17 protein-coding genes are annotated in these 23335 nt (G+C 61.0%); 7 read left to right on the top strand and 10 right to left on the bottom strand.

What is annotated here, in order from left to right; translation table 11 throughout:
• Positions 1–62 precede the first annotated feature (62 nt).
• Positions 63–3938 (bottom strand): sensor domain-containing protein, encoded by a 3876-nt coding sequence (locus ACZ5WQ_RS18105; protein WP_464382828.1) that lies wholly within the window; start codon positions 3936–3938, stop codon positions 63–65.
• A gap of 177 nt (positions 3939–4115) precedes the next feature.
• Here ACZ5WQ_RS18105 and ettA point away from each other — a divergent pair, with 177 nt between their 5' ends.
• From ettA to ACZ5WQ_RS18090, 3 genes are all read left to right on the top strand, one after another.
• Entirely contained in the window at positions 4116–5780 is a 1665-nt protein-coding gene (gene ettA / locus ACZ5WQ_RS18100; protein WP_233049115.1) for an energy-dependent translational throttle protein EttA, read from the top strand.
• A 199-nt stretch (positions 5781–5979) separates the two neighbouring features.
• The gene (gdhA, locus tag ACZ5WQ_RS18095) at positions 5980–7317 is read left to right on the top strand and encodes an NADP-specific glutamate dehydrogenase (protein WP_228245839.1); all 1338 of its coding nucleotides are present in this window, start codon (positions 5980–5982) and stop codon (positions 7315–7317) included.
• A gap of 57 nt (positions 7318–7374) precedes the next feature.
• Complete coding sequence (locus tag ACZ5WQ_RS18090) at positions 7375–7731, top strand: PilZ domain-containing protein (RefSeq protein ID WP_228245838.1); 357 nt, start codon at positions 7375–7377, stop codon at positions 7729–7731.
• 197 nt (positions 7732–7928) lie between these two features.
• Here the strand turns inward: ACZ5WQ_RS18090 and radA are convergent, their stop codons facing one another.
• Entirely contained in the window at positions 7929–9299 is a 1371-nt protein-coding gene (radA, locus tag ACZ5WQ_RS18085; protein ID WP_088277791.1) for a DNA repair protein RadA, read from the bottom strand.
• A 98-nt stretch (positions 9300–9397) separates the two neighbouring features.
• Here radA and ACZ5WQ_RS18080 point away from each other — a divergent pair, with 98 nt between their 5' ends.
• The 4 genes from ACZ5WQ_RS18080 (at position 9398) to ACZ5WQ_RS18065 (ending at position 13294) form a co-directional block, all read left to right on the top strand.
• A complete protein-coding gene (locus ACZ5WQ_RS18080; protein ID WP_464382827.1) occupies positions 9398–10168 on the top strand; it encodes an EAL domain-containing protein in 771 nt (256 codons plus the stop codon).
• Entirely contained in the window at positions 10161–11612 is a 1452-nt protein-coding gene (gene pap, locus ACZ5WQ_RS18075; RefSeq protein WP_464382826.1) for a polyphosphate:AMP phosphotransferase, read from the top strand. The genes ACZ5WQ_RS18080 and pap overlap by 8 nt, the downstream gene beginning before the upstream one ends.
• A gap of 68 nt (positions 11613–11680) precedes the next feature.
• The gene (mscL, locus tag ACZ5WQ_RS18070) at positions 11681–12091 is read left to right on the top strand and encodes a large-conductance mechanosensitive channel protein MscL (protein WP_088277787.1); all 411 of its coding nucleotides are present in this window, start codon (positions 11681–11683) and stop codon (positions 12089–12091) included.
• A 78-nt stretch (positions 12092–12169) separates the two neighbouring features.
• Positions 12170–13294 carry a methyltransferase gene (locus ACZ5WQ_RS18065; RefSeq protein WP_464382825.1) on the top strand — a complete coding sequence of 375 codons (1125 nt, stop codon included), beginning with the start codon at positions 12170–12172 and terminating at the stop codon, positions 13292–13294.
• A 6-nt stretch (positions 13295–13300) separates the two neighbouring features.
• On the opposite strand, the gene ACZ5WQ_RS18060 is transcribed toward ACZ5WQ_RS18065, so the two are convergent.
• The 8 genes from ACZ5WQ_RS18060 to ACZ5WQ_RS18025 form a co-directional block, all read right to left on the bottom strand.
• A complete protein-coding gene (locus ACZ5WQ_RS18060; RefSeq protein ID WP_088277840.1) occupies positions 13301–13435 on the bottom strand; it encodes a DUF2256 domain-containing protein in 135 nt (44 codons plus the stop codon).
• Positions 13435–14973 carry a cryptochrome/photolyase family protein gene (locus ACZ5WQ_RS18055; protein WP_464382824.1) on the bottom strand — a complete coding sequence of 513 codons (1539 nt, stop codon included), beginning with the start codon at positions 14971–14973 and terminating at the stop codon, positions 13435–13437. The genes ACZ5WQ_RS18060 and ACZ5WQ_RS18055 overlap by 1 nt, the downstream gene beginning before the upstream one ends.
• A gap of 9 nt (positions 14974–14982) precedes the next feature.
• The gene (locus ACZ5WQ_RS18050) at positions 14983–15297 is read right to left on the bottom strand and encodes a DUF6482 family protein (protein ID WP_464382823.1); all 315 of its coding nucleotides are present in this window, start codon (positions 15295–15297) and stop codon (positions 14983–14985) included.
• A gap of 69 nt (positions 15298–15366) precedes the next feature.
• Positions 15367–15867 carry a TIGR00645 family protein gene (locus ACZ5WQ_RS18045; RefSeq protein ID WP_233049105.1) on the bottom strand — a complete coding sequence of 167 codons (501 nt, stop codon included), beginning with the start codon at positions 15865–15867 and terminating at the stop codon, positions 15367–15369.
• 387 nt (positions 15868–16254) lie between these two features.
• Positions 16255–18678 (bottom strand): Lon protease family protein, encoded by a 2424-nt coding sequence (locus ACZ5WQ_RS18040; RefSeq protein ID WP_269687910.1) that lies wholly within the window; start codon positions 18676–18678, stop codon positions 16255–16257.
• A gap of 153 nt (positions 18679–18831) precedes the next feature.
• Positions 18832–19668 (bottom strand): uroporphyrinogen-III synthase, encoded by an 837-nt coding sequence (locus tag ACZ5WQ_RS18035; RefSeq protein ID WP_464382822.1) that lies wholly within the window; start codon positions 19666–19668, stop codon positions 18832–18834.
• 316 nt (positions 19669–19984) lie between these two features.
• Entirely contained in the window at positions 19985–21442 is a 1458-nt protein-coding gene (locus ACZ5WQ_RS18030) for a DUF3336 domain-containing protein (RefSeq protein WP_464382821.1), read from the bottom strand.
• A 52-nt stretch (positions 21443–21494) separates the two neighbouring features.
• Positions 21495–23108: a wax ester/triacylglycerol synthase family O-acyltransferase gene (locus ACZ5WQ_RS18025; RefSeq protein WP_464382820.1), complete on the bottom strand. Its 1614-nt coding sequence runs from the start codon at positions 23106–23108 to the stop codon at positions 21495–21497.
• Positions 23109–23335: the final 227 nt, after the last annotated feature.

The following is a 23335-nucleotide window of genomic DNA, read 5'->3' as shown; positions in this document are numbered from 1 at the left end:
CATTTTAGCGCAAGCGTCACCGGCTGGCACTTGAAAAGCGTTCAGGCACCGACAAAAAGCATTCATGCACCCGACTGCAGCCAGCGCCGCTCGAACTCCTGCGCCGCCACAGGCCGCCCCAAATGGTAGCCCTGCACCTCGTCACAACCGAAGCTGCTGACCAGTTGGTACTGCTCCTCGGTCTCAATCCCTTCGGCGATGACCCGCAACTGCAGACTGCGGCCCATGGCAACAATCGCCTGGGCCAGCAGGGCGTCACGGCTGCCGGGGTGCATTGTCTGTATGAAGCCCCGGTCAATCTTCAGCGTATCAATCGGAAAGTCGCGCAGGTAATTGAGCGCCGAGTAGCCGGTACCGAAGTCATCAATGGCGATCTGCATGCCACGCTGCTTGAACTCCTCAAGCGTACGCATGGTTTCATCGATGTTGCGCAGCAGGATACTCTCGGTCAGCTCCAGCTCCAGCGCTTCGGGCGCCAGATTGTAGTGCTCCAGCACGCTGGCGATCTGAACGGACAGCGCACCGTCATCAAACTGCATGGCCGACAGGTTGACGGCCAGACGCGGCAGATGCAGGCCCCGGTCCCGCCAGTCGGCAACCTGGCGACAGGCTTCATTGAGCACCCATTCACCAAGCGTACGGATCAGACCCAACTCCTCGGCAATAGGGATGAACTCTGCAGGCGACACCACACCACGCTCGGGGTGGCGCCAGCGCAGCAAAGCCTCGGCGCCGGTCAGCTGTCCGCTGTGACAACTGAACTGCGGCTGATAGTCCAACTCGAACGCCTGGTCCTGCACCGCACGGCGCAGGTCATTTTCCAGCGCCAACCGCTCCAGCGCCTTGGCATTCATGCCGCTCTGATAGAACTGGAACGTTGCCTTGCCCGCTCCCTTGGCGTGATACATGGCAGTGTCAGCGTTTTTCAGCAACACACTGCTTTCCGCTCCGTCCTGCGGGTACAGTGCGATACCGATACTGGCAGACACAAAGAAGTCACGCCCCTGCAGCACCACTGCACCCGCCAGCGCATGGAGCACCTTCTCCGCCACATGCATCGCCGTCGACAGTGCCACATCACGATCCGCCAGACCTGATAACAGCATGGTGAACTCATCGCCACCCATCCGGGCCACGGTGTCGCTCTCGCGAACGCAGGCACACAGCCGCTGCGCCACCTCCTTGAGGACATGGTCACCCGCGGCGTGGCCGAGACTGTCGTTGATCGGCTTGAAGCGGTCGAGATCCAGAAACAGCACCGCAACCCATTCGTCCCTGCGGGCAGCCAGTTGCAAGGCAGCCTTGAGACGATCCTGGAACAGCGTTCGATTGGCCAGCCCGGTCAGCACGTCGTAGTAGGCCAGGCTTTGGATCCGTTCCTCCGATGCCTTGCGCTCGCTGATATCAACAAAAAAGCAGACATAACTGACCAGATCACCGTCATTATCATGCACCGCGGTTATTCCGGCCCAGCTTGGATAGACCTCGCCGGAACGACGACGCAGCCAGACTTCTCCCTCCCAGTGCCCCTGCTGGTGAACTGCGTCAACGATCGCCCGGTAAAACGCCGGTTCATGCGCCTGGGAGGTCAGAATCGCCGGCAACTGGTCGATCACCTCGTCGGCATCGAATCCGGTAATACGGGAGAAGTTTTCGTTGACCTGAACGATATAGCCGGCAGGGTCGGTGACCACGATACCGCCGGTGGTGTTCTCGAATACCGTGGCAGCCATCCGCAAGCGGTTTTCGGTACGACGCTGTTCGCTCACATCCCGCGCCAGTCCCAGCAGACCGAGGAACCGCCCCTGGGCTGACCACATCAGGGTAATACGTACTTCAAGCGGACACTTGCGGCCGTCCGCCTTGATACCGTCAAACGTGATCTGACGCTGATACCCCTGCTCGCGCAATGCGGCGGAGCGCTCGGGTACGTGCACCTGATCCCGCAGCTCGGCGCGAATCTGCTCCAGGAACTCGACAAAGCGCTGGTCCGCAAGGCTATCGACGTAGGACTTGCTGAGCATGAATTTCGGGCTGTACCCTAGCAGCCGCTTGACCGACGGGCTGATGTAGTCGGTGCGAAAATCGCTGTTGGTCGACCATACAATGTCGCTGATGCTCTCGGTCAGCTGCCGGTAGCGCGCCTCGGAGCGCTGGACCTCTTCACTGGCCAGCGTCTGTTCGTGAATGTCGCGGACAAACCCGATGACCTGCACCACCCGCCCGTCGGGGCCGCGTTTGAACACCTTCGAACGGATACTGAACCAGCGCCAGCCAGCGTCCCGGTGGCGCCAGCGCACCCGCCATTCGAGGATCTGCTCGTCACCCAGTGCCAGTTGCAGGCGACGGTTGATCTGCATGTATTCAAGATCATCGGGGTGCAGCAGCCGATTACGGTAATCGGCTCCCATTGAGGCCTCTTCCTCAGCGCTGTAGCCCAGCATCTCGGCCAGCGTCCTGTTGCTGAACAGAAAATCGCCGGCGCCCATCCACTTGGTATCACGAATATAAATCAGGTCAGGCACGGAACGCACAACCTCGGCCCAGAACTCGCGGCTTTGGCGCAGGGCCAGCTCCGTGGCTCGGCGCTGACTCAGATCGGTGACGCTCATGGGAACGGCATGCAGCGCTTCGGCACTCTCCGGCAGACGCATCACCACCCATACATACAGGGTGCTGCCGTCGGGCAGACGCAGCGGCGTCTCTACTTCGAAACGCTCGTCACCGTTGATCAATGCCAGTAACAGCCGGTAGCGCCCTCCGCCCGTGCGCAGGTGGCGTTCCCCCCGGAACAACCGCTCGATCGCAGCCACATTGGGTAGCCCCAGCAGCGCCAGCGCAACCTGGTTGGCTTCAAGAAAGTGAATGCGTTCCAGCAGCTCCCCGTGCCGCTCGGGGTTTTCCAGCAACCAGCGATCGAGCTGCTCGGGGTTGAAGATACCTTCACGCAAAAGCGCCTGTTTGATATCCACCAGGTCGACCAGGCACAAAGCCATGTCAACGCCCTGAAAAATATCGCGATAGCGTCGTTCGGTGTCCAGCAAACTGCGGATGGAGCGATCCTGGTCGGCCTGCATGCGTCGATTGGCATGCGCCTGGCGCCCCATGAACCAGAGCGCTGCCACCAGAACCAGCAGGCAACCGCTGAACAGCAGCGCCTTGCCCAGCAACAGCGGCGCCAGCTGCTGAGCGTAATAATGCGGCTCGACAAGTCCGCGGACCTGCCAGAGTGTGCCTGGCACCGGGGCACTGACCACAACACGCGCGCGCTCTTCAGCCGTCATGGACGTGCCACCGAGAAACGCCAGCCTGTCCTGCTGCTGCCTGGCCAGTACCTGCCCCTGCCCGGTATCTTCCAGCAGCCAGCGATAGCCCTGCCCGCTGCGCGCCGACACCAGCGCCGAGAGCACGCGCTCGTCCAGCCGCAATACCCAGTAACGATTATCCTGCCTGCTGTTCAGCGTCCAGAACAGCAGGTTGTGCGCCGCATCCGATACCAAAGCGAAGGGTTCGCCGCCTATCTGCAGCTGACGTACACTCTGCGCCCAGGGCTCACGGCTGTCTTCCGGGCCGGCATCGGTGTCAATGCGCTGCACACCGTAGACCCCGGGCAGCAACACCTGCGCCGCCACAGCAACATCCCCGAGCGGCTTGCCGTCGAGGCTATCGAGCAGCGCGATCAGAGCGTGCGAAGTTTTAGCGAGGTTGAGCTCCATCTGGTCGGCGGTCAGCCAGACCGCTTCTTCCACAAGCGTCTGATGCTGACGCTTGAGCACTTTAAAGTCGACGTAGGATTGCCAGCCGAGCAGCGCCATAAGGAGGCCGCTGGCGACCGCAAACATCGCGATACCCAGACGGTTGACTGCGGGCTGGGTGCCAACCCGACTTTGAGCCTGAGCGCGCGGCTCGGCTGACCACGTTTTCTTATTTTTATTCAAGGCGTATCACTTGTCGGTTCGCGGTCCGAAAAAAAGGGGCTGACACCACCGGCTGCGGGCATCGGATCCGCTGCAAACGGTTTGCCCTTGCAGGCCAGTTGGGCTAGCCTTGCCACCACATTTCGCCGCCCTGGCGAAGACCTTTCCGTACACTCCCATTCAACAGGTTCTGCCAACATGGCTCAATATGTTTATAGCATGCATCGGGTCGGTAAAGTCGTCCCCCCGAAGCGTCAGATTCTGAAGGATATCTCATTGTCCTTTTTCCCCGGCGCCAAGATTGGCGTTCTGGGTCTCAACGGTGCAGGTAAATCCACGCTGCTGCGGATCATGGCCGGTGTCGACACCGAGATCGAGGGCGAAGCACGCCCCATGCCGGGCATCAAGGTTGGCTACCTGCCGCAGGAACCCGAGCTGGACAACGACAAGACCGTACGCGAGATCGTCGAGGAAGCCGTCAGCGAAATCAAGAATGCCCAGGCCCGGCTGGACGAAGTATATGCCGCCTACGCCGAGCCCGATGCCGACTTTGACGCATTGGCTGCCGAACAGGGCAAACTGGAGGCCATTCTGCAGGCCGCCGACGGCCACAACCTTGAGCGCCAGCTGGAAGTCGCCGCCGATGCACTGCGCCTGCCGGCCTGGGACGCAAAGATCGAGCACCTGTCCGGTGGCGAGAAGCGCCGCGTAGCACTCTGCCGCCTGCTGTTGTCGGCGCCCGACATGCTGCTGCTCGACGAGCCGACCAACCACCTGGATGCCGACTCCGTCGCCTGGCTGGAGCAGTTCCTGCACAACTTCCCGGGCACCGTGGTTGCGATTACCCACGACCGTTACTTCCTCGACAACGTTGCAGGGTGGATTCTCGAACTGGACCGTGGCCAGGGCATCCCCTTCGAAGGCAACTACTCGCAGTGGCTGGAATCCAAGGCTGCCCGCCTGGCAACCGAAGCCAAGCAGGAGGCCTCCCACGCCAAGGCCATGAAAGCCGAGCTGGAGTGGGTCCGTCAGGGCGCCAAGGGCCGTCAGGCCAAATCCAAGGCTCGCCTGCAGCGCTTCGAGGAACTGCAATCGCAGGAATTCCAGAAACGCAGCGAAACCAACGAGATCTACATCCCGGCTGGCCCGCGCCTGGGCGACAAGGTTATCGAGTTCAACGGCGTCACCAAAGGCTTTGGTGATCGCGTGCTGATCGACAACCTGAGCTTCAGTGTCCCCAAGGGAGCCATTGTGGGTGTCATCGGCGGTAACGGTGCCGGCAAGTCGACCCTGTTCCGCATGATCACCGGCAAGGAACAGCCGGACAGTGGCACCATCGAGATCGGTGAAACCGTCCAGATTGCCAGCGTCGACCAGAGCCGTGACAACCTCGACGGTAACAAGACCGTCTGGGAGCAGGTGTCCGATGGGTTCGACCTGATCAAGGTCGGCAACTACGAGATGCCGTCGCGTGGTTACGTCGGCCGCTTCAACTTCAAGGGCTCCGACCAGCAGAAGTTCGTCAAGGACCTCTCCGGTGGTGAGCGTGGCCGCCTGCATCTGGCGCTGACCCTCAAGCAGGGCGCCAACGTACTGCTGCTCGACGAACCGTCCAACGACCTCGACGTGGAAACCCTGCGCGCGCTGGAAGAAGCGCTGCTGGACTTCCCCGGCTCGGCCATCGTGATCTCGCACGATCGCTGGTTCCTGGACCGTATCGCCACCCATATCCTGGCGTACGAGGACGACTCGCAAGTGACCTTCTTCGAGGGCAACTACACCGAGTACGAAGCCGATCGCAAGAAGCGTCTGGGCGAAGCCGCTACGCAGCCGCATCGCGTCCGCTACAAAAAGCTCGCCTGAGCTTCCCCAGCAGCGCGGCCACACCATCCGGTGTGGCCGCGCTGTTGCGGATCCTGCCTTGCCACCCGCTCGGGATATGGCGCACCAAAATAAAACACTGGCGTGCACGCTATTTTACAATCGCACCATTCCTGTGCAGTTCGCAGTCTGGTAGGTTTACGTCCTTTCGTCCTAAACGTATAGAAAAGTGACTCCAGACATGACCTACACCCTGGCTGCCTGCCTGACCGAACTGACCCTGCGCGACCCCCATCAGCCAGAATTCCACCAAGCTGCCGAAGAGGTGCTCAGCAGCCTCTGGCCCTTCCTGGAAGCCAACCCGAAATACCTGCGTGCAGGCATCATCGAACGTCTGATCGAGCCCGAGCGCGTCATCCAGTTTCGCGTCTGCTGGGTCGACGACCGGGGTAACGTGCAGGTCAACCGCGGTTTCCGTGTGCAGATGAACAGCGCCATTGGTCCGTACAAGGGTGGCCTGCGCTTTCACCCGTCGGTGAATCTTGGCGTGCTGAAATTCCTCGCCTTCGAGCAGGTTTTCAAGAATGCGCTGACCAGCCTGCCGATGGGCGGCGGCAAAGGCGGCTCCGACTTCGATCCCAAGGGCAAAAGCGACGGCGAGATCATGCGCTTCTGCCAGGCCTTCATGACCGAGCTGTCGCGCCATATTGGTGCAGACCTGGATATCCCCGCCGGCGACATCGGCGTCGGTGCGCGTGAAATTGGCTACATGTACGGCCAATACAAACGCCTGCGCAACGAATTCACCTCCGTTTTGACCGGCAAGGGCATCAGCTATGGCGGCAGTCTGATCCGTCCCGAAGCGACCGGTTACGGCTGCGTCTACTTTGCCGAGCAAATGCTCAAGCAGCGCAATGACAGCTTCGAGGGCAAACGGGTTGCCATCTCCGGCTCCGGAAACGTCGCCCAGTACGCAGCGCAGAAGGTGCTGGAGCTGGGCGCAAAGGTGATCTCGGTCTCCGACTCCGGCGGCACCCTGTACTACCCGGACGGCATGACCCAGGCACAGTGGGACACGCTGATGACGCTGAAGAACGAGCAGCGCGGGCGACTGGAGTCGCTGCACGGCGACGGCTGTGAATTTATCGCCGGCCAGCGCCCGTGGCATCTGCCCTGCGACATTGCCCTGCCCTGCGCAACCCAGAACGAACTGGATGCAGACGACGCCCGTCATCTGATCGAGAACGGCTGCATCGCTGTCGCCGAGGGCGCCAACATGCCGAGCACTCTGGAGGCCGTCGACCTGCTCCAGGAGCATCGCATCCTGTTTGCCCCGGGCAAGGCTGCCAACGCCGGCGGTGTGGCGGTAAGCGGCCTGGAAATGAGCCAGAACGCCATGCGCCTGCACTGGACTGCCGGCGAGGTCGACGAGAAGCTGCATTGCATCATGCAATCCATTCACGCCGCCTGTGAACGTTATGGCAGAGAAGAAGATGGCCACATCAATTACGTCAAGGGCGCCAACATCGCCGGCTTCGTCAAGGTCGCCGACGCAATGCTGGCTCAAGGCGTGGTGTAAGCAGTAAAAAGCGCTATAGTGTGGGCATCGATGACCAATACACCCGGGAGCCATCGGATGCACGATGACAGACGGCGTTTCAGCCGCATTCCGTTCGATGCCCACACCCTGCTGCAGCAGGACGACTGGTGCGTGGCAGTTCAGTTGATCGACATATCCCTGCGTGGCCTGCTGGTCATGCAGCCTGATCAGTGGGACACAACACGCGCCAAAGCCCCTTTCGTTGCCATTATCGACCTGTCCGAAGGCAGCCAGATCCGCATGGAAGTCTCACTGGCTCACGCCGAAGAAGGACTGCTCGGCTTTCAATGTGAGCACATCGACCTCGACTCCATCAGCCACCTGCGCCGCCTGGTCGCCCTCAACCTGGGCGATGCAGCGTTGCTGGAACGAGAGCTGGCGGCTTTGCTTTAGGCGGCGCCATTCGCCGCAGCGGCAAGCTTCAAGCCTCAAGCTTCAAGTGCCTCCCAACTCCCTCCCGAGCGACTAGCCCCGGGGGTTTCGCTTTTTGCTTTTCGCTTTTCGCTTTTCGCTTTTCGCTTTTCGCTTGGAGCTTGTAGCTTGTCGCTTGCGGCTTGTAGCTTGCAGCTGTAGCAGCGGCTACGCCGCTGCTACTCAAATATCGCCGCCAGCGCCTGATCCAACCGGGTCACGGCAATCACCTGCATTCCTTTGGGCGCTTCCTTGGGCGCGTTGGCCTTGGGTACGATGGCGCGGGTAAAACCGTGCTTGGCGGCTTCCTTCAGGCGCTCCTGCCCGCTCGGCACCGGGCGAATCTCACCTGACAGCCCCAGCTCACCAAATACCATCAGATCCATCGGCAGCGGCCGGTTGCGCAAACTGGACATGACCGCCGCCAGCAGCGCCAGATCGGCTGCCGTTTCCAGTACCTTGACGCCACCGACGACGTTGACGAAGACATCCTGGTCATAGGTCGCAACGCCGCCATGGCGGTGCAGCACGGCGAGCAGCATCGCCAACCGGTTCTGATCCAGCCCCAGCGTGACCCGACGCGGATTGCCCAGATGGCTGGTATCCACCAGCGCCTGCACCTCCACCAGCATCGGGCGCGAGCCTTCCCAAGTAGCCATCACCACGCTGCCGGGAATCGGCGCGTCATAACGTGAGAGGAAAATCGCAGAGGGGTTGGCCACTTCCTTAAGACCCTTGTCGGTCATGGCAAACACACCCAGCTCGTTTACCGCACCAAAACGGTTCTTTACCGCCCGCAGCATGCGGTAACGACCGTCAGCCTCACCCTCGAAATACAGCACCGTGTCCACCATGTGCTCAAGCACCCGCGGCCCGGCCAGCGAGCCTTCCTTGGTAACGTGGCCGACCAGAAAAATTGCCGTGCCACTCTGCTTGGCGTATCGCACCAGCAAGGCCGCGCTCTCGCGTACCTGGGCAACACCGCCCGGGGCCGACTGCAACTGCTCGGTGAAGATGGTCTGGATCGAGTCAACCACCATCACCCGGGGCTGTTCCTGCCGCGCCGTCGCAACAATGCTCTCGATACAGGTCTCGGTCATCACCTTGAGCTGATCTTCCGGCAGGCCGAGCCGGCGGGCACGCATTGCCACCTGCTGCTGGGACTCCTCACCCGTTACATACAGCGCGGGCATGCCCTGCGCCAGACGACAGAGGGTCTGTAGCAGAATGGTCGATTTGCCGATCCCGGGATCGCCGCCGATCAGCACCACCGACCCGGCGACTAGGCCGCCACCCAGCACCCGATCAAGCTCGGACGAGCCGCTGGGCTGCCGCGGCATTTCTTCTGTAGTGACCTCTGCCAGCGTCTTGACTGACGCCTGCTGCCCGGTCCAGTTGCTGCTGCGTGAGGGACTGCCACCGGTAGGCGTGGTGTCCACCACGGTCTCCACCATGCTGTTCCACGCCTGGCATTCCGGGCATTGGCCCGCCCACTTGGAAAAGGTAGCACCGCATTCGGTGCAGCCGTAAATACGTTTCTGTTTGGCCATCTTGCTTTATCCGGGTCGAGGCACCATAAAGCGCCGCTTGATATCAGAGGAACATTATCCTCTATACTGACCGCCTAAAGGCGTAAGGATCCAACAGAATGACTACCGAGCCACAATCACCGCCGCCCTGTCGAGCCTGCATCGACCGTCCTGCGCTGGACTTTGACTTCAGCATGGCGTTTCAGCCGATCGTCGATGTGCGTACCCGCCAGCTCTTTGCCTGCGAGGCGCTGGTACGAGGCACCGACGGAACCGGCGCGGCCGGCATTCTGTCCAAGGTCACCACCGACAATCGTTATCAGTTTGACCAGTCCTGCCGCGTCAAGGCAGTGGAGCTGGCGGCCCGGCTGAACATCCCCTGCTTTGTCAGCATCAATTTTCTGCCCAACGCGGTGTATCAGGCGGCGACCTGCATTCGCGCTACCCTGGAAGCGGCAAAGCGCTTCAACTTCCCGGTGGAGCGGCTGATTTTCGAAATTACCGAAAACGTGCAGATGGTCGACAAGGATCATCTCAAAAGCATCATTACCGAGTACAAACGCCAGGGCTTCAAAACCGCCATCGACGATTTCGGTGCAGGCTATTCGGGGCTGAATCTGCTGGCCGAGTTCCAGCCGGACATCATCAAGCTGGACATGGCGCTGATCCGTGATATCGACAAGGACGTGGTAAAGCAGGCGATCGTACGCGGCATCCTTGGGGTCTGCGCCGCCCTGAGCATCGAAGTCATCGCCGAAGGGGTCGAAACCGAAGCCGAGCTGGCATTCCTGCGCGAACAGAATGTCCATCTCTTTCAGGGCTATCTGCTGGCACGTCCGGCCTTCGAACAGGTACCGGACATCAATTGGTCTGCCGTCGCGCATGGGTAACAGCAAGGACGACAGCAAGCAGCGCAAGGCCGAACGCGAAGCGCTGCGCGAGGAACTGCTGGAGACCCAGTTCGAACTGCGCTCGCTGGAACACGGCTCGGTCCTGGTTCTGATCAGCGGTAACGACTTCGCCGGCAAGGCCGAAGTCATCCACAGCTTCTACGAGTGGCTGGACAACCGCTACCTCAATACCCGCGCTTTCGGGATGCCCAAAGGGGTCGACAAGCGCATGCCACGCATGTGGCGCTATTGGCGCACCCTGCCACCGGCCGGCGAACTGGGGTTTTATCTGGGCTCCTGGTACCACCAGCCGCTGATGAAGTTGAGTCGGGGGCAAATCAGCATCAACCGCTTTACCGCACAGATGCAGGACGTCCTGCATTTCGAACGCCTGCTCAATGATGAAGGCATTATCCTGGTCAAGATCTGGCTGCACCTGACCGACGATGAACGCGGGACGCGCCAGCGGGTAGACCCCAGTCTGCTGAAACAGACCGTAGCCATGCGCGAATGGGGTGACTTCAGCGCCGCCGACTACGAGAAGGTGCGCGAGGGCGCCCGCCTGATGACCGAGCTGACCTCCACCAACGAGTCCCCCTGGATTCGGGTGCCGGCAACAGATCCTCACCTGCGCGACCAGCGGATCGGCCAGATTGTGCTGGAGGCCATGCGCCAGCGCCTTGGCACACCGCCGGTGCCGCGCCCGATCTACGGCTGGCAACCCGCCCAGCGCGACTACCTCGCCCAGCTGGATTACAGCCAGAAGCTGCCAAAGGACGAGTACCAGCAACAGCTGCTGCATTGGCAGAACAGACTGCGTGACCTGATGCAGCATCCGCGCTTCGCCCGTCACAGCCTGATGCTGGTGTTCGAGGGCAGTGATGCCGCCGGCAAGGGCGGTACCATCCGCCGCATAACCCAATGTCTCGATCCGCGTATCCTGCGGGTTCACGGCACCCGCGCGCCGAGTGACGAGGAGCGCCGGATGCCCTATCTGTGGCGCTTCTGGCGACGCATACCAGCCCCGGGCAATGTCGTGGTCTTCGACCGCAGTTACTACGGCCGCGTGCTGGTCGAGCGGGTTGAAGGCTTCTGCGCCGAATCCGAATGGCAACGCGCCTATGCCGAGATCAATGATTTTGAGCAACAGCTGACCGAGAACGGTACGTTGCTGATCAAGTTCTGGCTGGCGATTACCGAGCAGGAGCAGCTCAAGCGCTTCAAGGAACGGGAAGCATCACCGGTTAAACGTTACAAGCTGACCGAGGAAGACTGGCGTAACCGCAAGCGCTGGCCCGACTACGTTGAGGCGCTCAATGACATGGTTGAGCACACCTCGACCCGCTCGGCACCGTGGCACCTGATTCCCGCTGAAGACAAGCGTCATGCCCGCATCCAGACGTTGCGCATCCTCTGCGAGGCACTTGAGGAAGCACTTGAGTAGTTGGTCAAACGCGCTTGCTTGGCTATGATCAGCTTTCGCCAAGTCGGCGCTTCTCAAGGAAATAGGCAATGAAACTACTGGATGAATTCAAGGCTTTTGCCATGCGCGGCAACGTTGTCGACATGGCCGTGGGTATTATCATCGGCGCCGCGTTTGGCAAGGTCGTCTCCTCGTTCGTCAACAACGTCGTCATGCCGCCGCTGGGTGTACTGATCGGCGGCGTCAACTTCACCGATCTGGCCATTGTCCTGAAACAGGCAGAAGGTGACGCAGCCGAGGTGGCCATCGGCTACGGAATGTTTATCCAGAGCGTCGTGGACTTCCTGATCATCGCCGCCGCGGTCTTCACTGCGGTCAAGGTAATGAACAGCCTGAAGAAAAAGGAAGAGGCAGCACCAGCTGCGCCGCCGGCACCGTCGAAGGAAGAGGTACTGCTTGGCGAGATCCGCGATCTGCTGAAAGAGCAGAAACAGGGATAAGCCCCAGCGGTGCCCGGTACCGATCCGGGCACCGCGTAATGCTATACTGCGCGGCACGCCCAACTGCCCTGGCTGACCATGCAATCCTGCGATACCCCCTACGGCTCACTGCAGCTGCAGCGCTATCCCACCTCCCGGGAAGACACACTTCAGGCCTTCGACAACGCCGATCTCTACCTGCTGCAGCGACTGCAGGAGGAGCCCGCCGACAGCGGCCCGATCCTTGTCGTCAACGACAGCTTCGGCGCACTCGCCTGCGCACTGGCAACGGCAGGTCTGGAGACACACAGCTGGGGCGATTCATGGATGAGCTGGCGCGCCCTGCAGGGCAACCTCGCAGCCAACAATCTTGATTCGGCCAGGGTTCAATTCTTCAATAGCACCCAGACACCGGACGGCTGTTATCGCCAGGTGCTGCTGCGCATCTCCAAGAGCCTGAGCCTGTTGCAGGATCAGTTACAGCGCCTGCGCCCGCACCTCACCGACAACGCCCTGCTGCTGGCCGGCAGTATGATCAAGCACCTGCCGCCGAGTGCCGGCAACCTGCTGGCAGCCCATATTGGCCCCTATCAGGCTTCGCTCGGCTGGAAGAAGGCCCGGCTGCTGCAGTGCAGGCACGATCCGGTATTGCAGCCTCGCGCCAGCAATCTGAGCACCCACTACCCGCTGGATGGCACCCCTCTGCTGCTGAACAATCGCCCCGGCGTGTTCTCGCGCGAGAAGCTGGATATCGGCACCCGCGTGCTGCTGCCCTGCATTCCGTCAAACCTGGGCAGCGCGCGGATAGTGGACCTGGGCTGCGGCAATGGCGCCCTCGGCCTGATGGCAGCCTGCCGTAACCCCGAGGCACAGCTGACATTTATCGACGAGTCCTGGGCAGCGGTTGCATCGGCGCAGGACAACTTCGCAGCAGCCTTCCCCGGCCGCAGCGCACGATTCATAGTAAGCGACGGGCTGAGTGAAGCCGAGCCAGGGTCTGCAGAGCTTGTTCTCTGCAACCCGCCGTTCCACCAGCAGCAGGTGGTGGGTGATCAAATCGCCCGCCGACTGTTTGACCAAAGCCGCAAGGCGCTCGCACATGGCGGCGAGCTGCTGGTGGTCGGCAATCGCCACCTGGGCTACCACCAGACCCTCAGGCGCTACTTCGCCAAGGTCGAACAGCGCGCCGCTACCCCCAAGTTCATTGTGCTGGCAGCCAGCTGACGGCCTTCAGCCGCTGCGGGCACGGCGGCAGCGCTCGGAGCAGTAACGCACCTCATCCCAGCAGCGCGCCCACTTGCGGCGCCAGGCAAAGGGCCTGCCGCACACCGCGCAGGTTTTCTGCGGCAAGTCACCCTTGCGAATCACAGCATCTCACCGGCATCCAGCCGCTCCAGCAGATGCTCGCCCCACTGCCACAGGGCCTGCTGTTTGGCTTCCGGCATGCGCTGCAGGTTGCGGTACACCATCGCCATGCGCGGATTGGAGCCGAGCTGCTCGCGGTGGCGCATGACGAAATGCCAATACAGCGCGTTGAACGGACATGCCCTGGCGCCGGTCTGCTCGCTGACCTTGTAGCTGCAGCCGCCGCAGTAATCCGACATCCGCTTGATGTACTGCCCGCTGCTGCAATAGGGCTTGGAGCCGAGATAACCCCCATCGGCATGCATTACCATGCCCAGGGTGTTGGGCAGCTCCACCCAGTCAAAGGCATCCATGTACACAGCCAGATACCAGTCGCAAATCTGCTTGGGTTCAATCCCCGCCAGCAGGGCAAAATTGCCGGTGACCATCAGACGCTGAATATGGTGTGCATAGGCATGTTCCAGCGTTTGGCCAATTGCCTGCTGCATGCAACGCATCCGCGTCTTGCCGGTCCAGTAGAACGCGGGCAGATCGCGCTGATTGCCGAAGGCGTTGCGCTCGGCGTACTCCGGCATCAATAGCCAGTAGATACCGCGAACGTACTCGCGCCAACCGAGAATCTGGCGAATAAAGCCCTCGGCCGCGTTCAACGGAATCAGGCCAGCCTGCCAGTCGGCCTGCACGTCCAGACACACCCGGCGCGGATCAAGCAGCCCGATATTCAGTGCCGCGGCTATGCGCGCATGAAACAGCCAGCGCTGATCCACCGCCATGGCATCCTGGTAGTCACCGAACCGGGCCAGCCCCTGCTGGCGGAAACGCTGCCACAACGCCTCGGCATCCGCGTGGGTGACCGGGTAATCAAAACCCTCAAGCTGACCGTAATGATCAGCAAACCGGGCAGCGACCAGGGCAGCTACCTCGCAGGTGATGGCGTCCATCGGAAAATGCGGCTGCGCCGGTACAGGGTGCCCCGCAGGCAGGGCCTTGCGATTATCCTGATCAAAGTTCCAGCTGCCACCTTCCGGCTGGCCTTCTGGCGTCATCAGCAGGCCGCTGCGGCGACGCATCTCACGATAGAAGAACTCCATCCGCAACTGCTTGCGCCCCGCGGCCCAGTTGGCGAACCACTCCGCGCTGCAGAAAAACCGCTCATCCGGCAGCAAGGTCAATTCGGGCCAGTCAGCCTGACGCTGACGAAACCGATCCAGCAGTCGCCATTCCCCAGGCTCGGTCAGCAGAATGCGTTCAGGCTGCAGCCTGCTGCGGGCACGCGCCAGTTCGCCATCCAGCGAGCCGCTGTTGGCCTGGTCGTCCAGCTTGATGTAATCAACGCTGAAGCCACGGCCACGCAACCCCTCGGCACAATGCCGCATGGCAGAGAGGATAAACACAATCTTCTGCGGGTGATGGGGAACGTAACGTCCCTCCTCTTCGGCTTCCACCATGAGGATACGGTCCCGCGCCGGATCGGCGCCAGCCAGGCTGCTGATGGCCGGATCAAGCTGGTCACCCAGCAGCAGAATCAGATTACGCATGTCAGCCACTCAGGGGTGCAGCGGCAGAGGCAGTCGCATCGCCACCTGTGGACCACCCGTAACCAGGGTGTCAGGCCCCATCTCGTCACAGACATTGAGGTGAACCAGATTGATGGTCTGAAAAGGCAGCTCCACCAGCGCATTGCGCGCGTCATGCAGGGAGCGGAATACCCAGGGCCGAGTATCCCCCTCGTGCTGCTTGAGCAGATGGCGCGACCCGTCGATCAGCGCCTCGACCAGATATACCGCGCCTTCGTGTGACAGCAGATCCAGGTCCTGCAAGGCCCCTCTGTCCGCTGCCTGCATCAATTGTTCCAGCGTCATGGCATCGACTCCTGCAAAGTTGTACAGGAACGATACCCTTACACAAAAACCTTTACCAGAAGTACAACATTAAATCGCCTTACCGTCGCGCCCCATGCGATCCAGCAGGCCCATACCAAAGGAGGACACCACAAAGGTGAGGTGGATGATCACGTACCACATCAGCTTGTCATTGGGGATATTCTGCGCATTCATGAACACCTTGAGCAGGTGAATCGATGAAATCGCGACAATCGATGCCGCAACCTTCATCTTCAGCGAGCCGGAGTCCATCTTGCCAAGCCAGCTGAGCTTCTCCTTGCCGTCGTCGATGTCCAACTGGGAGACGAAATTCTCGTAGCCGGAAATCATCACCATGACCAGCAGGCCGCCCACCAGCGCCATATCCACCAGCGAGAGCACGACCAGGATGAGATCGGCTTCGGCGGTTTCGAGCAGGTGAGGCAATAGATGAAACAGTTCCTGAAAGAACTTGACCGCCAACGCCGCAAGCGCCAGAGACAGGCCCAGATAGATAGGCGCAAGAATCCAGCGCGCCGAGTACATCAGGTTTTCCAGAAGGCGTTCCATTGACTGCATTAACCTCGATTTCAGTATGTTCGATTTTGGGGCGCGATGGTTGTTCACAGTAACTGTGGATAACTCTGTGAGCAGTGAACTGATAACTCACTGCGACCCTGTCAGCACGGGCGCTGGCGCGACTCGCACACATTTTGTTCAGTTGAACCATCCTTGACGCGGTGAACCGTTGATGTGCTGAAAAGCAGGCAGTGCGCACCTTTCAGCGGCATCGAAAGGCCAGCAGGGAGCAGATTGCCCTGCCGGCGTCAAGACCTCATTCGGGTATCCGTTGGCAATCAGTGACAACCTGTCGCAGCAAAGCCTGTGGATAACCCTGTAGACAGAACCCGTTGCGGCCCACCGCTCAAGCTCGCGGGCACGGCGAATAAAAACCGGTTACTTGTCGCCGTCACCCTCCTCCGGGTCTGACTCTTCCTCTTCACGGTCGCGCTCGGCAATCTCGGCCAAGCGGGCAACCACCCTGGCATTGATACTGCCCTCGGCGAAATCCCCTTGCTCGTTCAATTCGCCCGCCGGCTCTCCGGCCAGCAGTGCCAGCGCCTCGTCCACACAGGACACGCCGTAAACCGAGAACTGGCCGTTACGCACAGCCTGCAGGACTTCTTCATCCAGCATGAGGTTGGGTACGTTCGAGCGCGGAATGATAACGCCCTGCTCACCGGTCAGGCCACGGGCCTGACACAGGCGGAAAAAGCCTTCTATCTTCTCGTTCAACCCGCCGACCGCCTGCACCTCGCCGAACTGGTTGATCGAGCCGGTAATGGCAAAGCACTGCTTCAGAGGCGTGCGCGAGAGCGCCGATATCAGGGTGCAGACCTCACCGAGCGACGCACTGTCGCCATCGACATAGCCATAGGACTGCTCCAGCGCGATGCTCGCGGAGATTTCCAGCGGATGCTTCTGGGCATAACGGCTGCCGAGAAAACCGGTCAGAATCATCACGCCCTTGGAGTGAATCGGCTGCCCGAGGTTCACCTCACGCTCGATATCGACAATTCCGCTGCCGCCCGGGTAGACCGTGGCACTGATACGCGCGGGCAAACCGAATACCGAATCCCCCACCTCAAGTACGGTCAGCCCGTTGCACTTGCCGACCGCAGCGCCATCGGTGTCGATCAGAATGACGCCCGACAGCATGTCTTCATGAATGCGCGCGCTGACCCGTCCGGTACGGGTTTCCTTGGCGCGCAGGGCACGTTCGATGTGCGCGGTATCGGTGATCGGGTCACCCGCCAGCTGGCGGGTAAAGTCGGCCTCGGCCACCAGCTGAAAAATATCGCTGATGCGCGCCGAGAGCCGCTTCTGGTGCTCGGCCAGCCGGGTGCTGTAGGTCAGCACCCGGGCAACCGCCGCCGCGGTAAGCGGGGCCAGCCCCTCCTCCGAGGTACGGGTTTTCAGCAACTGGGCCATGCCTTCGATACTGTCCGGCGTGCGCGGCAGATCCTCATCGAAATCCACCAGCACGCGAAACATTTCCTGAAAGTCCGGATCCAGATCCTGCAGCGCGTAATACACCTGGCGCGAGCCGATGATCACCACCTTCACATCCAGCGGAATCACCTGAGGGGTCAGGGTTACCGTCGCCAGTCGGCCCATATCGGCCCAGGGCGACTCCATCTTCAGCTCGCGCGAATGCAGGGCACGCTTGAGGGCGTCCCAGACAAAGGGCTCGCCCAGCAGCTTCTCGGCTTCCAGCAGCAGAAAACCGCCGTTTGCCCGATGCAATGCACCGGAGCGGATATGCCGATAACTGGTTACCAGCGCGCCCTGCTCGGGTGAGTACTCAATGCGCCCGAACAGATTGTCGTAGGACGGATGCGGCTCGTGTACGACCGGCGCGCCTCCACTGGTGTGATGACCAACGATCAGGCTGGGGCTGTACTGTTCGACCAGCAACTGCCGCTTGTAGGCGTCCGGCCGTGCCTCCAGGGCTCGCTCCTCGACCAGTTGATCGATTACCGTCTTGAGCAGGTTCTGGCGCATCGCCTGCAGGTAATCACAGACCGCCTGATTGCCGCTGTAGCGCTCCAGCAGTGGCTCAAGCAGGGGCTGCAGGGCTTCGGTGATGGTCTGCTCGTTGAGCTCGCGCAGCTGATTGCTCGACTCGCGCTTCCACTGCGGCAGGCTGGCGAGCTCTTCGTTCAGCACTTCCTCAAGCTCGGAAATATCGCTGTGGAATCGCTCGCGCTCCTCCTCCGGCAACTGGGCAAAGTCGGCCTCATCCAGCGCCTTGCCCTCTTTCATCGGCGTAAAGGCAATATTTTGCGAGTCACGGTACAGCGCGATGCTTTTTTCCAACGCGCGGCGTTCTACCGAATCAATCGCCCGGTCGTAGCGCTGGTTGAAGGCCCGATCAATGGCGCTTTTCTTCTGCTGATAGGCCGGGTGCTCAAACACCGCGGGGAAGGTTGCCAGCAGATTGTCGATAAAACGGTCGATCACCTCGATCAGCTCGCCGGCAGAACCGGGTGCCAGGCTGATCACCCAGGGTTCGCGAGGCTCATCGAAGTTGTTGACGTAGACAAAGTCCTGCGGGGTGACCTGGCGCTTGGCCTCCGCGCGCAGATAGCGCTGCACATAGGAAAAACGGCCGGTTCCCGGGTCACCCATGACAAACACGTTGTAGCCCGGCCGGTGCATGGCCACACCGAACTGCAGGGCCTCGACTGCCCGCTCCTGGCCGAGAATGCCACGGAAAGGTTCCAGATCGTCGGTGGTCGTGAAGCCGAGGCTGTCCAGATCGATGGGGGCGGTAAGTTGGTCCGGGGAAAGTCGTAGCGCGGTGGATTCGTTGGTCATCCAGCTTCCTTGGGCTCGCGGGGTTCAGACAAGCCTGCATTGTTGCCGCGCGGGCACCGGCTGACAAGTGCCAGCAGCCCGTTCAGCGCGGCGCATCCTGCAAAGGGAAGCCAATCAATGTCGGATGCCGCCACCAGCCCGGCCCTGAAGCGGTCAGCCCAACACCTTCACCAGCTCGCGCACCAGCGGCTTCATAAAAAAGCTGCTCTCTGGCATCAGGTCCACATTGATGCCCCGTTCTCGCAGCTCATCGGCAACCACCGGCCCCACCGCCGCCACCTTGATCCGTTCCAGTGCCGACAGCAGCATTGCCTCGCCGTCATCACGACGCTTGGCAATTTGCAGCAATCGGCGCACCTGGGTTGCGCTGGTGAAGGCGATGGCATCCACTTCGATAGCCAGCAGCGCGTCGATCAGTCGATCCACCTGCGCGTCTTCAACGTCGTCGGCATAGATATAGGGCGCAACGGTTTTAACCTGGGCGCCCGCGCCGGTCAGAAAATCGACCAGGCGCGTATTGGGGTCCGTGCCGTACAACTGCACACCGATACGCACGCCCTGCAGGTTTTCGCCCTTGAGCGTCTCGATAACGCCCTCGGTGGTCGGCGCCACCGCAACGCGCTCCGGCCTGAGCCCCACCTTGCGCAACGCCGCACCCGGCTTCGGCCCACGGGTGAGCTTGGGGATCGGCGCCAGCGCTGCAACAAAGGCGTCACGCAACCCGTCGCCCTGACGCTCAGCCAGCGCCAGCATGCGCCGCAAGCCCTCACCAGTCAGCAGAATCACCTGATCAAAGGGCTGCTCAATCAGCTCACGCATCCAGGCCAGCACCGGCTGCGGGTCAGGCGCATCGTGGATCGATACCAGCGGACAACGCAGCACATCAGCGCCGCGCTTGATCAGCATGTCAGCGAACAGGTCGAGCTCCCTGCTCTCGGGTACAGCAATACGGCGGCCGGCCAGCGGCTTGTCTTCGATAGTCATGGGCATTTCGGATTCCGAACGGTGCAAGGCCCACATTGTGCGCAGCCAACCAACGAATGAAAAGCGGTCGGCTCACACCAAAATCCCACCGGCATGTGGTCGAAGCATGTTGCAGCTCCGACGCAAGGCAAAGGCAGTTAAACCGGCGCACAGGGCAATCGCCCGTGAGCAACGCCAAGTACGGGCACCACGGCGGAGACGCTGCGCTTACTCCGCCCTACGGGCTGACGCTGTACTGTAGGGAGGAGTAAGCCAACGGCGTCTCCGCCAAGGCGGCTCAAGCCAACACCAGCCGCCCCCTCAGCCACAGCGTGATGTAACCCTATTTTTCCCAACCGCGTGTGTGCAGGATGGCATCCAGCGTCCGGCTGACGGCGGTGCAGTTGCGGACCATTTCGATCTTCTCCCAGGTGGAGCGCTCGCCTTCATGGATCAGGCGGTGCATCGCTTCGCGGCTTGGCGGTGCCAGCAGCCGCAGCGGGTGATCCCAGCGGTTGCGCAGGAAGATATTGATGTCAGCAGTATATTCCTGTGCCAGCACGCCGTAGGTCAGATGTTGCATCAGACTGAGCACCGGCGACTTGATTCGGACGTTATCGCGGCTGAAGCGCATGGCCTCGGCGGCACCGATTTTCAGAAAGCGCGCCTGAAAATGAGCCAGATTGCGCAGCCGGTTGCGCGGCGCATCCGGGTCGGGCGTGATGGCAAGCGCCGCCGGGTTGGTCATGCTGGAGATGAAATGATTGACGCCGTAAAGGCGTGCCAGACGCTTGGCCGGCAGATCATCGGCAAAGGAGCCATCGATCCATTTCATACCCGGCAGGTAGGGAACCGTCTCGCCCGCTGCGTTGCGGCACATCAGCGTTACCGGCGGGTAGATGCCGTAGATCGCACATGAGGCTGTAACCGCAGAGCGAATCAGCACGTTGGGCGAGGTAATGGCGTTAAGCAGACGCGGGGCCTGCTGGGTCGACAACCCGGTAACAGTGATATTGAGCTTGCGACCGGTCAGCTCAAACGCTTCCTGAAAGGTCAGGTCCGGGATGATCTTGGCCAGGTAGTCGCGCAGGTTGTCGGCATCCATCGCCCGACCGCCACCAAACAGGCTGAGAGACGGCCGGATCGCGCTGGTCTCCTCGACTTCATGATGCAGGTTGTCGAGGCTCAGCCGCTCGCGCAGCTCCTCATCAACGTGGGTACAGGCGGTGGCGGCAAGGATGGACCCGGCGCTGCTGCCGGAGATGATTTCGGGCAGCAGCCCCTGATCGAACAGCGCCTTGAGCACACCGGCGTGGAAGAAGCCAAGTACGGCGCCGCCACTCAGCATCAGCGCGGTCCGCCCGTTACAGTGACTGGCACGCAGGAAGAAATCCTGCTTTTCAGCCAACGAGATGATCTTGTCATCCACCTCGTTCAGGTCGTTAAGCGCGCCGCACAGTTCGTCGATGTAGCGGGTAATGAGGTTCTTGGTCCCAAGCCGGGCCTTGTTATACAGCGACGGCTTGCCCATGCCGCCGAGGTTGCCATGAACGCCCTCGTTAAGCACAAACAGCAATTGGTGGTAATCCTTGCGAAAACGCAGATCGCGAAGAACATCCAGGCGCTGACGAATCGAACGGTAGTCATAGCTCTCGCACGCGTCATCCTGCTTCCAGTCGTCCAGTCCCTCCTCGTGATCCCAGGCAGCAGCCAGCTCACTCCATTGCTCATAGCTTTCTGCCTTTTCCATCGACTGCAACAGCGCCTTGCCCCTGCCACGCTGAAAGAGATTGACCACCATATTCCACTCCCATGGCGCCCGCAGGCGCCTCACCAATAGTTACCTTGCAGCGTCAGGCCGCGCCTGCCGACTTGGCGCCCTTCGTTTCGGAGACCGTCGACTCGGACGCCCTGGCAACAGGCTTCGCCCGGCCTGCCGCAGCCAGCTTGGGCTTTTTCTCCGCATCCGGCTCGGCATCCGCCTGTTCATTGGTTGCCGGTTTCGGCGCTTCGACCCGCGCGGGCATGGAGGCCGCTGTGGTTTTTTCCAGCTCGGCCAGCAACGCGCGGTATTCCTCTGTCGACGCCTGGATGCAGCTCATGTAGAAATCCATATCCGAGACGATATTGCGGTCTGCCAGAACCCCGACATTAAGATCATCGTAGATACCGGTCAGGCAGTGGCTGATGCCCATTCCGTCGCTGACCGGTGCCAGCGGAAACACGTTGACGATGCGCGCACCGGCAAAATAGCGCGGCACCAGACCGGGAATCCCGGGCACGTTGGTGATCAGGGTATTGACCAGCGGCACTGTGCTTGCCAGCCGCGACTTGTTCTGCAGCCAGGCACCCAGGGCACGTACATAGGGCGGCATCATGTCGCCGACGGCGTTATTGAGGTCGCACAGCACGTCGCGCGCCAGCGGCACCCCGCGCGCCGTACGACGGCGCACCGCAGACAAACGCTCAAGGGGCTCGCCGATGTCGGTTCCGATGCCGATAAACATCGCCGAAATCAGATTGCCGCAATCCTTCATCGCCTCACTTGGCCGGACCGAAACCGGACACATGGCCACCAGCGATTCGCTGGCGGGCAACTGGTTGTGATGCGAGAGATAACGACGCATGCCCCCGGCGATGATGGAGATCACAACATCATTCAGCGTGGCGCCCGGGCACAACTGCCGCATGCGTTTGAGCTCGGGAATATTCCAGGTCAGCGCACCGTAGGAGCGGTGGGGTGATATCTGTACGTTGAAGATGGTACGCGGTACCCGACGCTGTTCCGGCTTGGCCTCGGAGCGCAAGCGGCGAGCCAGCTCGATACTCTTGCGTCCTGCGGTCAGCCCGGCGCGCATGCTGCGCCACGCCTGCCCCATCATCCGCGGCGTCGTGCGCGACCACATTTCCAGCCGGGTCGGCGCCCGCTCGGCCACTTCAACCCGGTCACGCCGGCCATACTCGTGGTCTGCGGTTTCTTCCATCATGGCGGTGGTCAGTTCAAGGCTGGCCTTGCCATCCACATAGGCGTGATGGAACCGAATCAGCACCGCAAAGCTGTTCGGCGGAACGCCCTCCACGTTGTTGACCCCTTCAATAATGTAGATCTCCCAGGGCGCACGCTCCATATCTACGCTGCGCGACATGGTCCGCGCGGTGAAGATGCAGAGTTGCCGCCAGTCACCCGGCTGCGGCAGGCCAACATGGCGCACGTGATACTCCAGATCGAAATTCTCGTCATCCAGCCAATACGGGTCATCAAGCTGGAAGGGCGCCTTCTCAAGTCGGCGACGAAAGTACGAGGTCGTGTTCAGGCGATCGGAAACGTATTGCAGGATGTCCTTGTGACGCACCAGGCCACCAGGGGCAGTGCTCTGATCGCATAGCCACAGGCTCCCAATCATCATGGGTTGGTTGGGCGCCTCAAAATAGAAAAAGTGGGAGTCCATCGGGGTCAGCTGCTTCATGGTAGAGATCCTCATACCGATTGGGTGTATGCGCCACGTACTACACAGATCAGGCTTTGAACACGGATACCAACAAAACGAATCAAAATAGAAAAACGCACCACCTTTATAAACAAACAGCGAACGCTTTTAGTTGATCCAAAACAGGATAATGCAATTTTGTGACCAATAAGTCACAGAAAAATACGACCGTTTCTAGGACGCCAAACACCCTTATTCTTGTGACC

It is taken from the genome of Halopseudomonas sp. T1L2 (assembly GCF_055397385.1).
The sequence above is the reverse complement of the archived record's forward strand: the minus strand, read 5'-3'. Positions and strand labels throughout refer to the sequence as shown.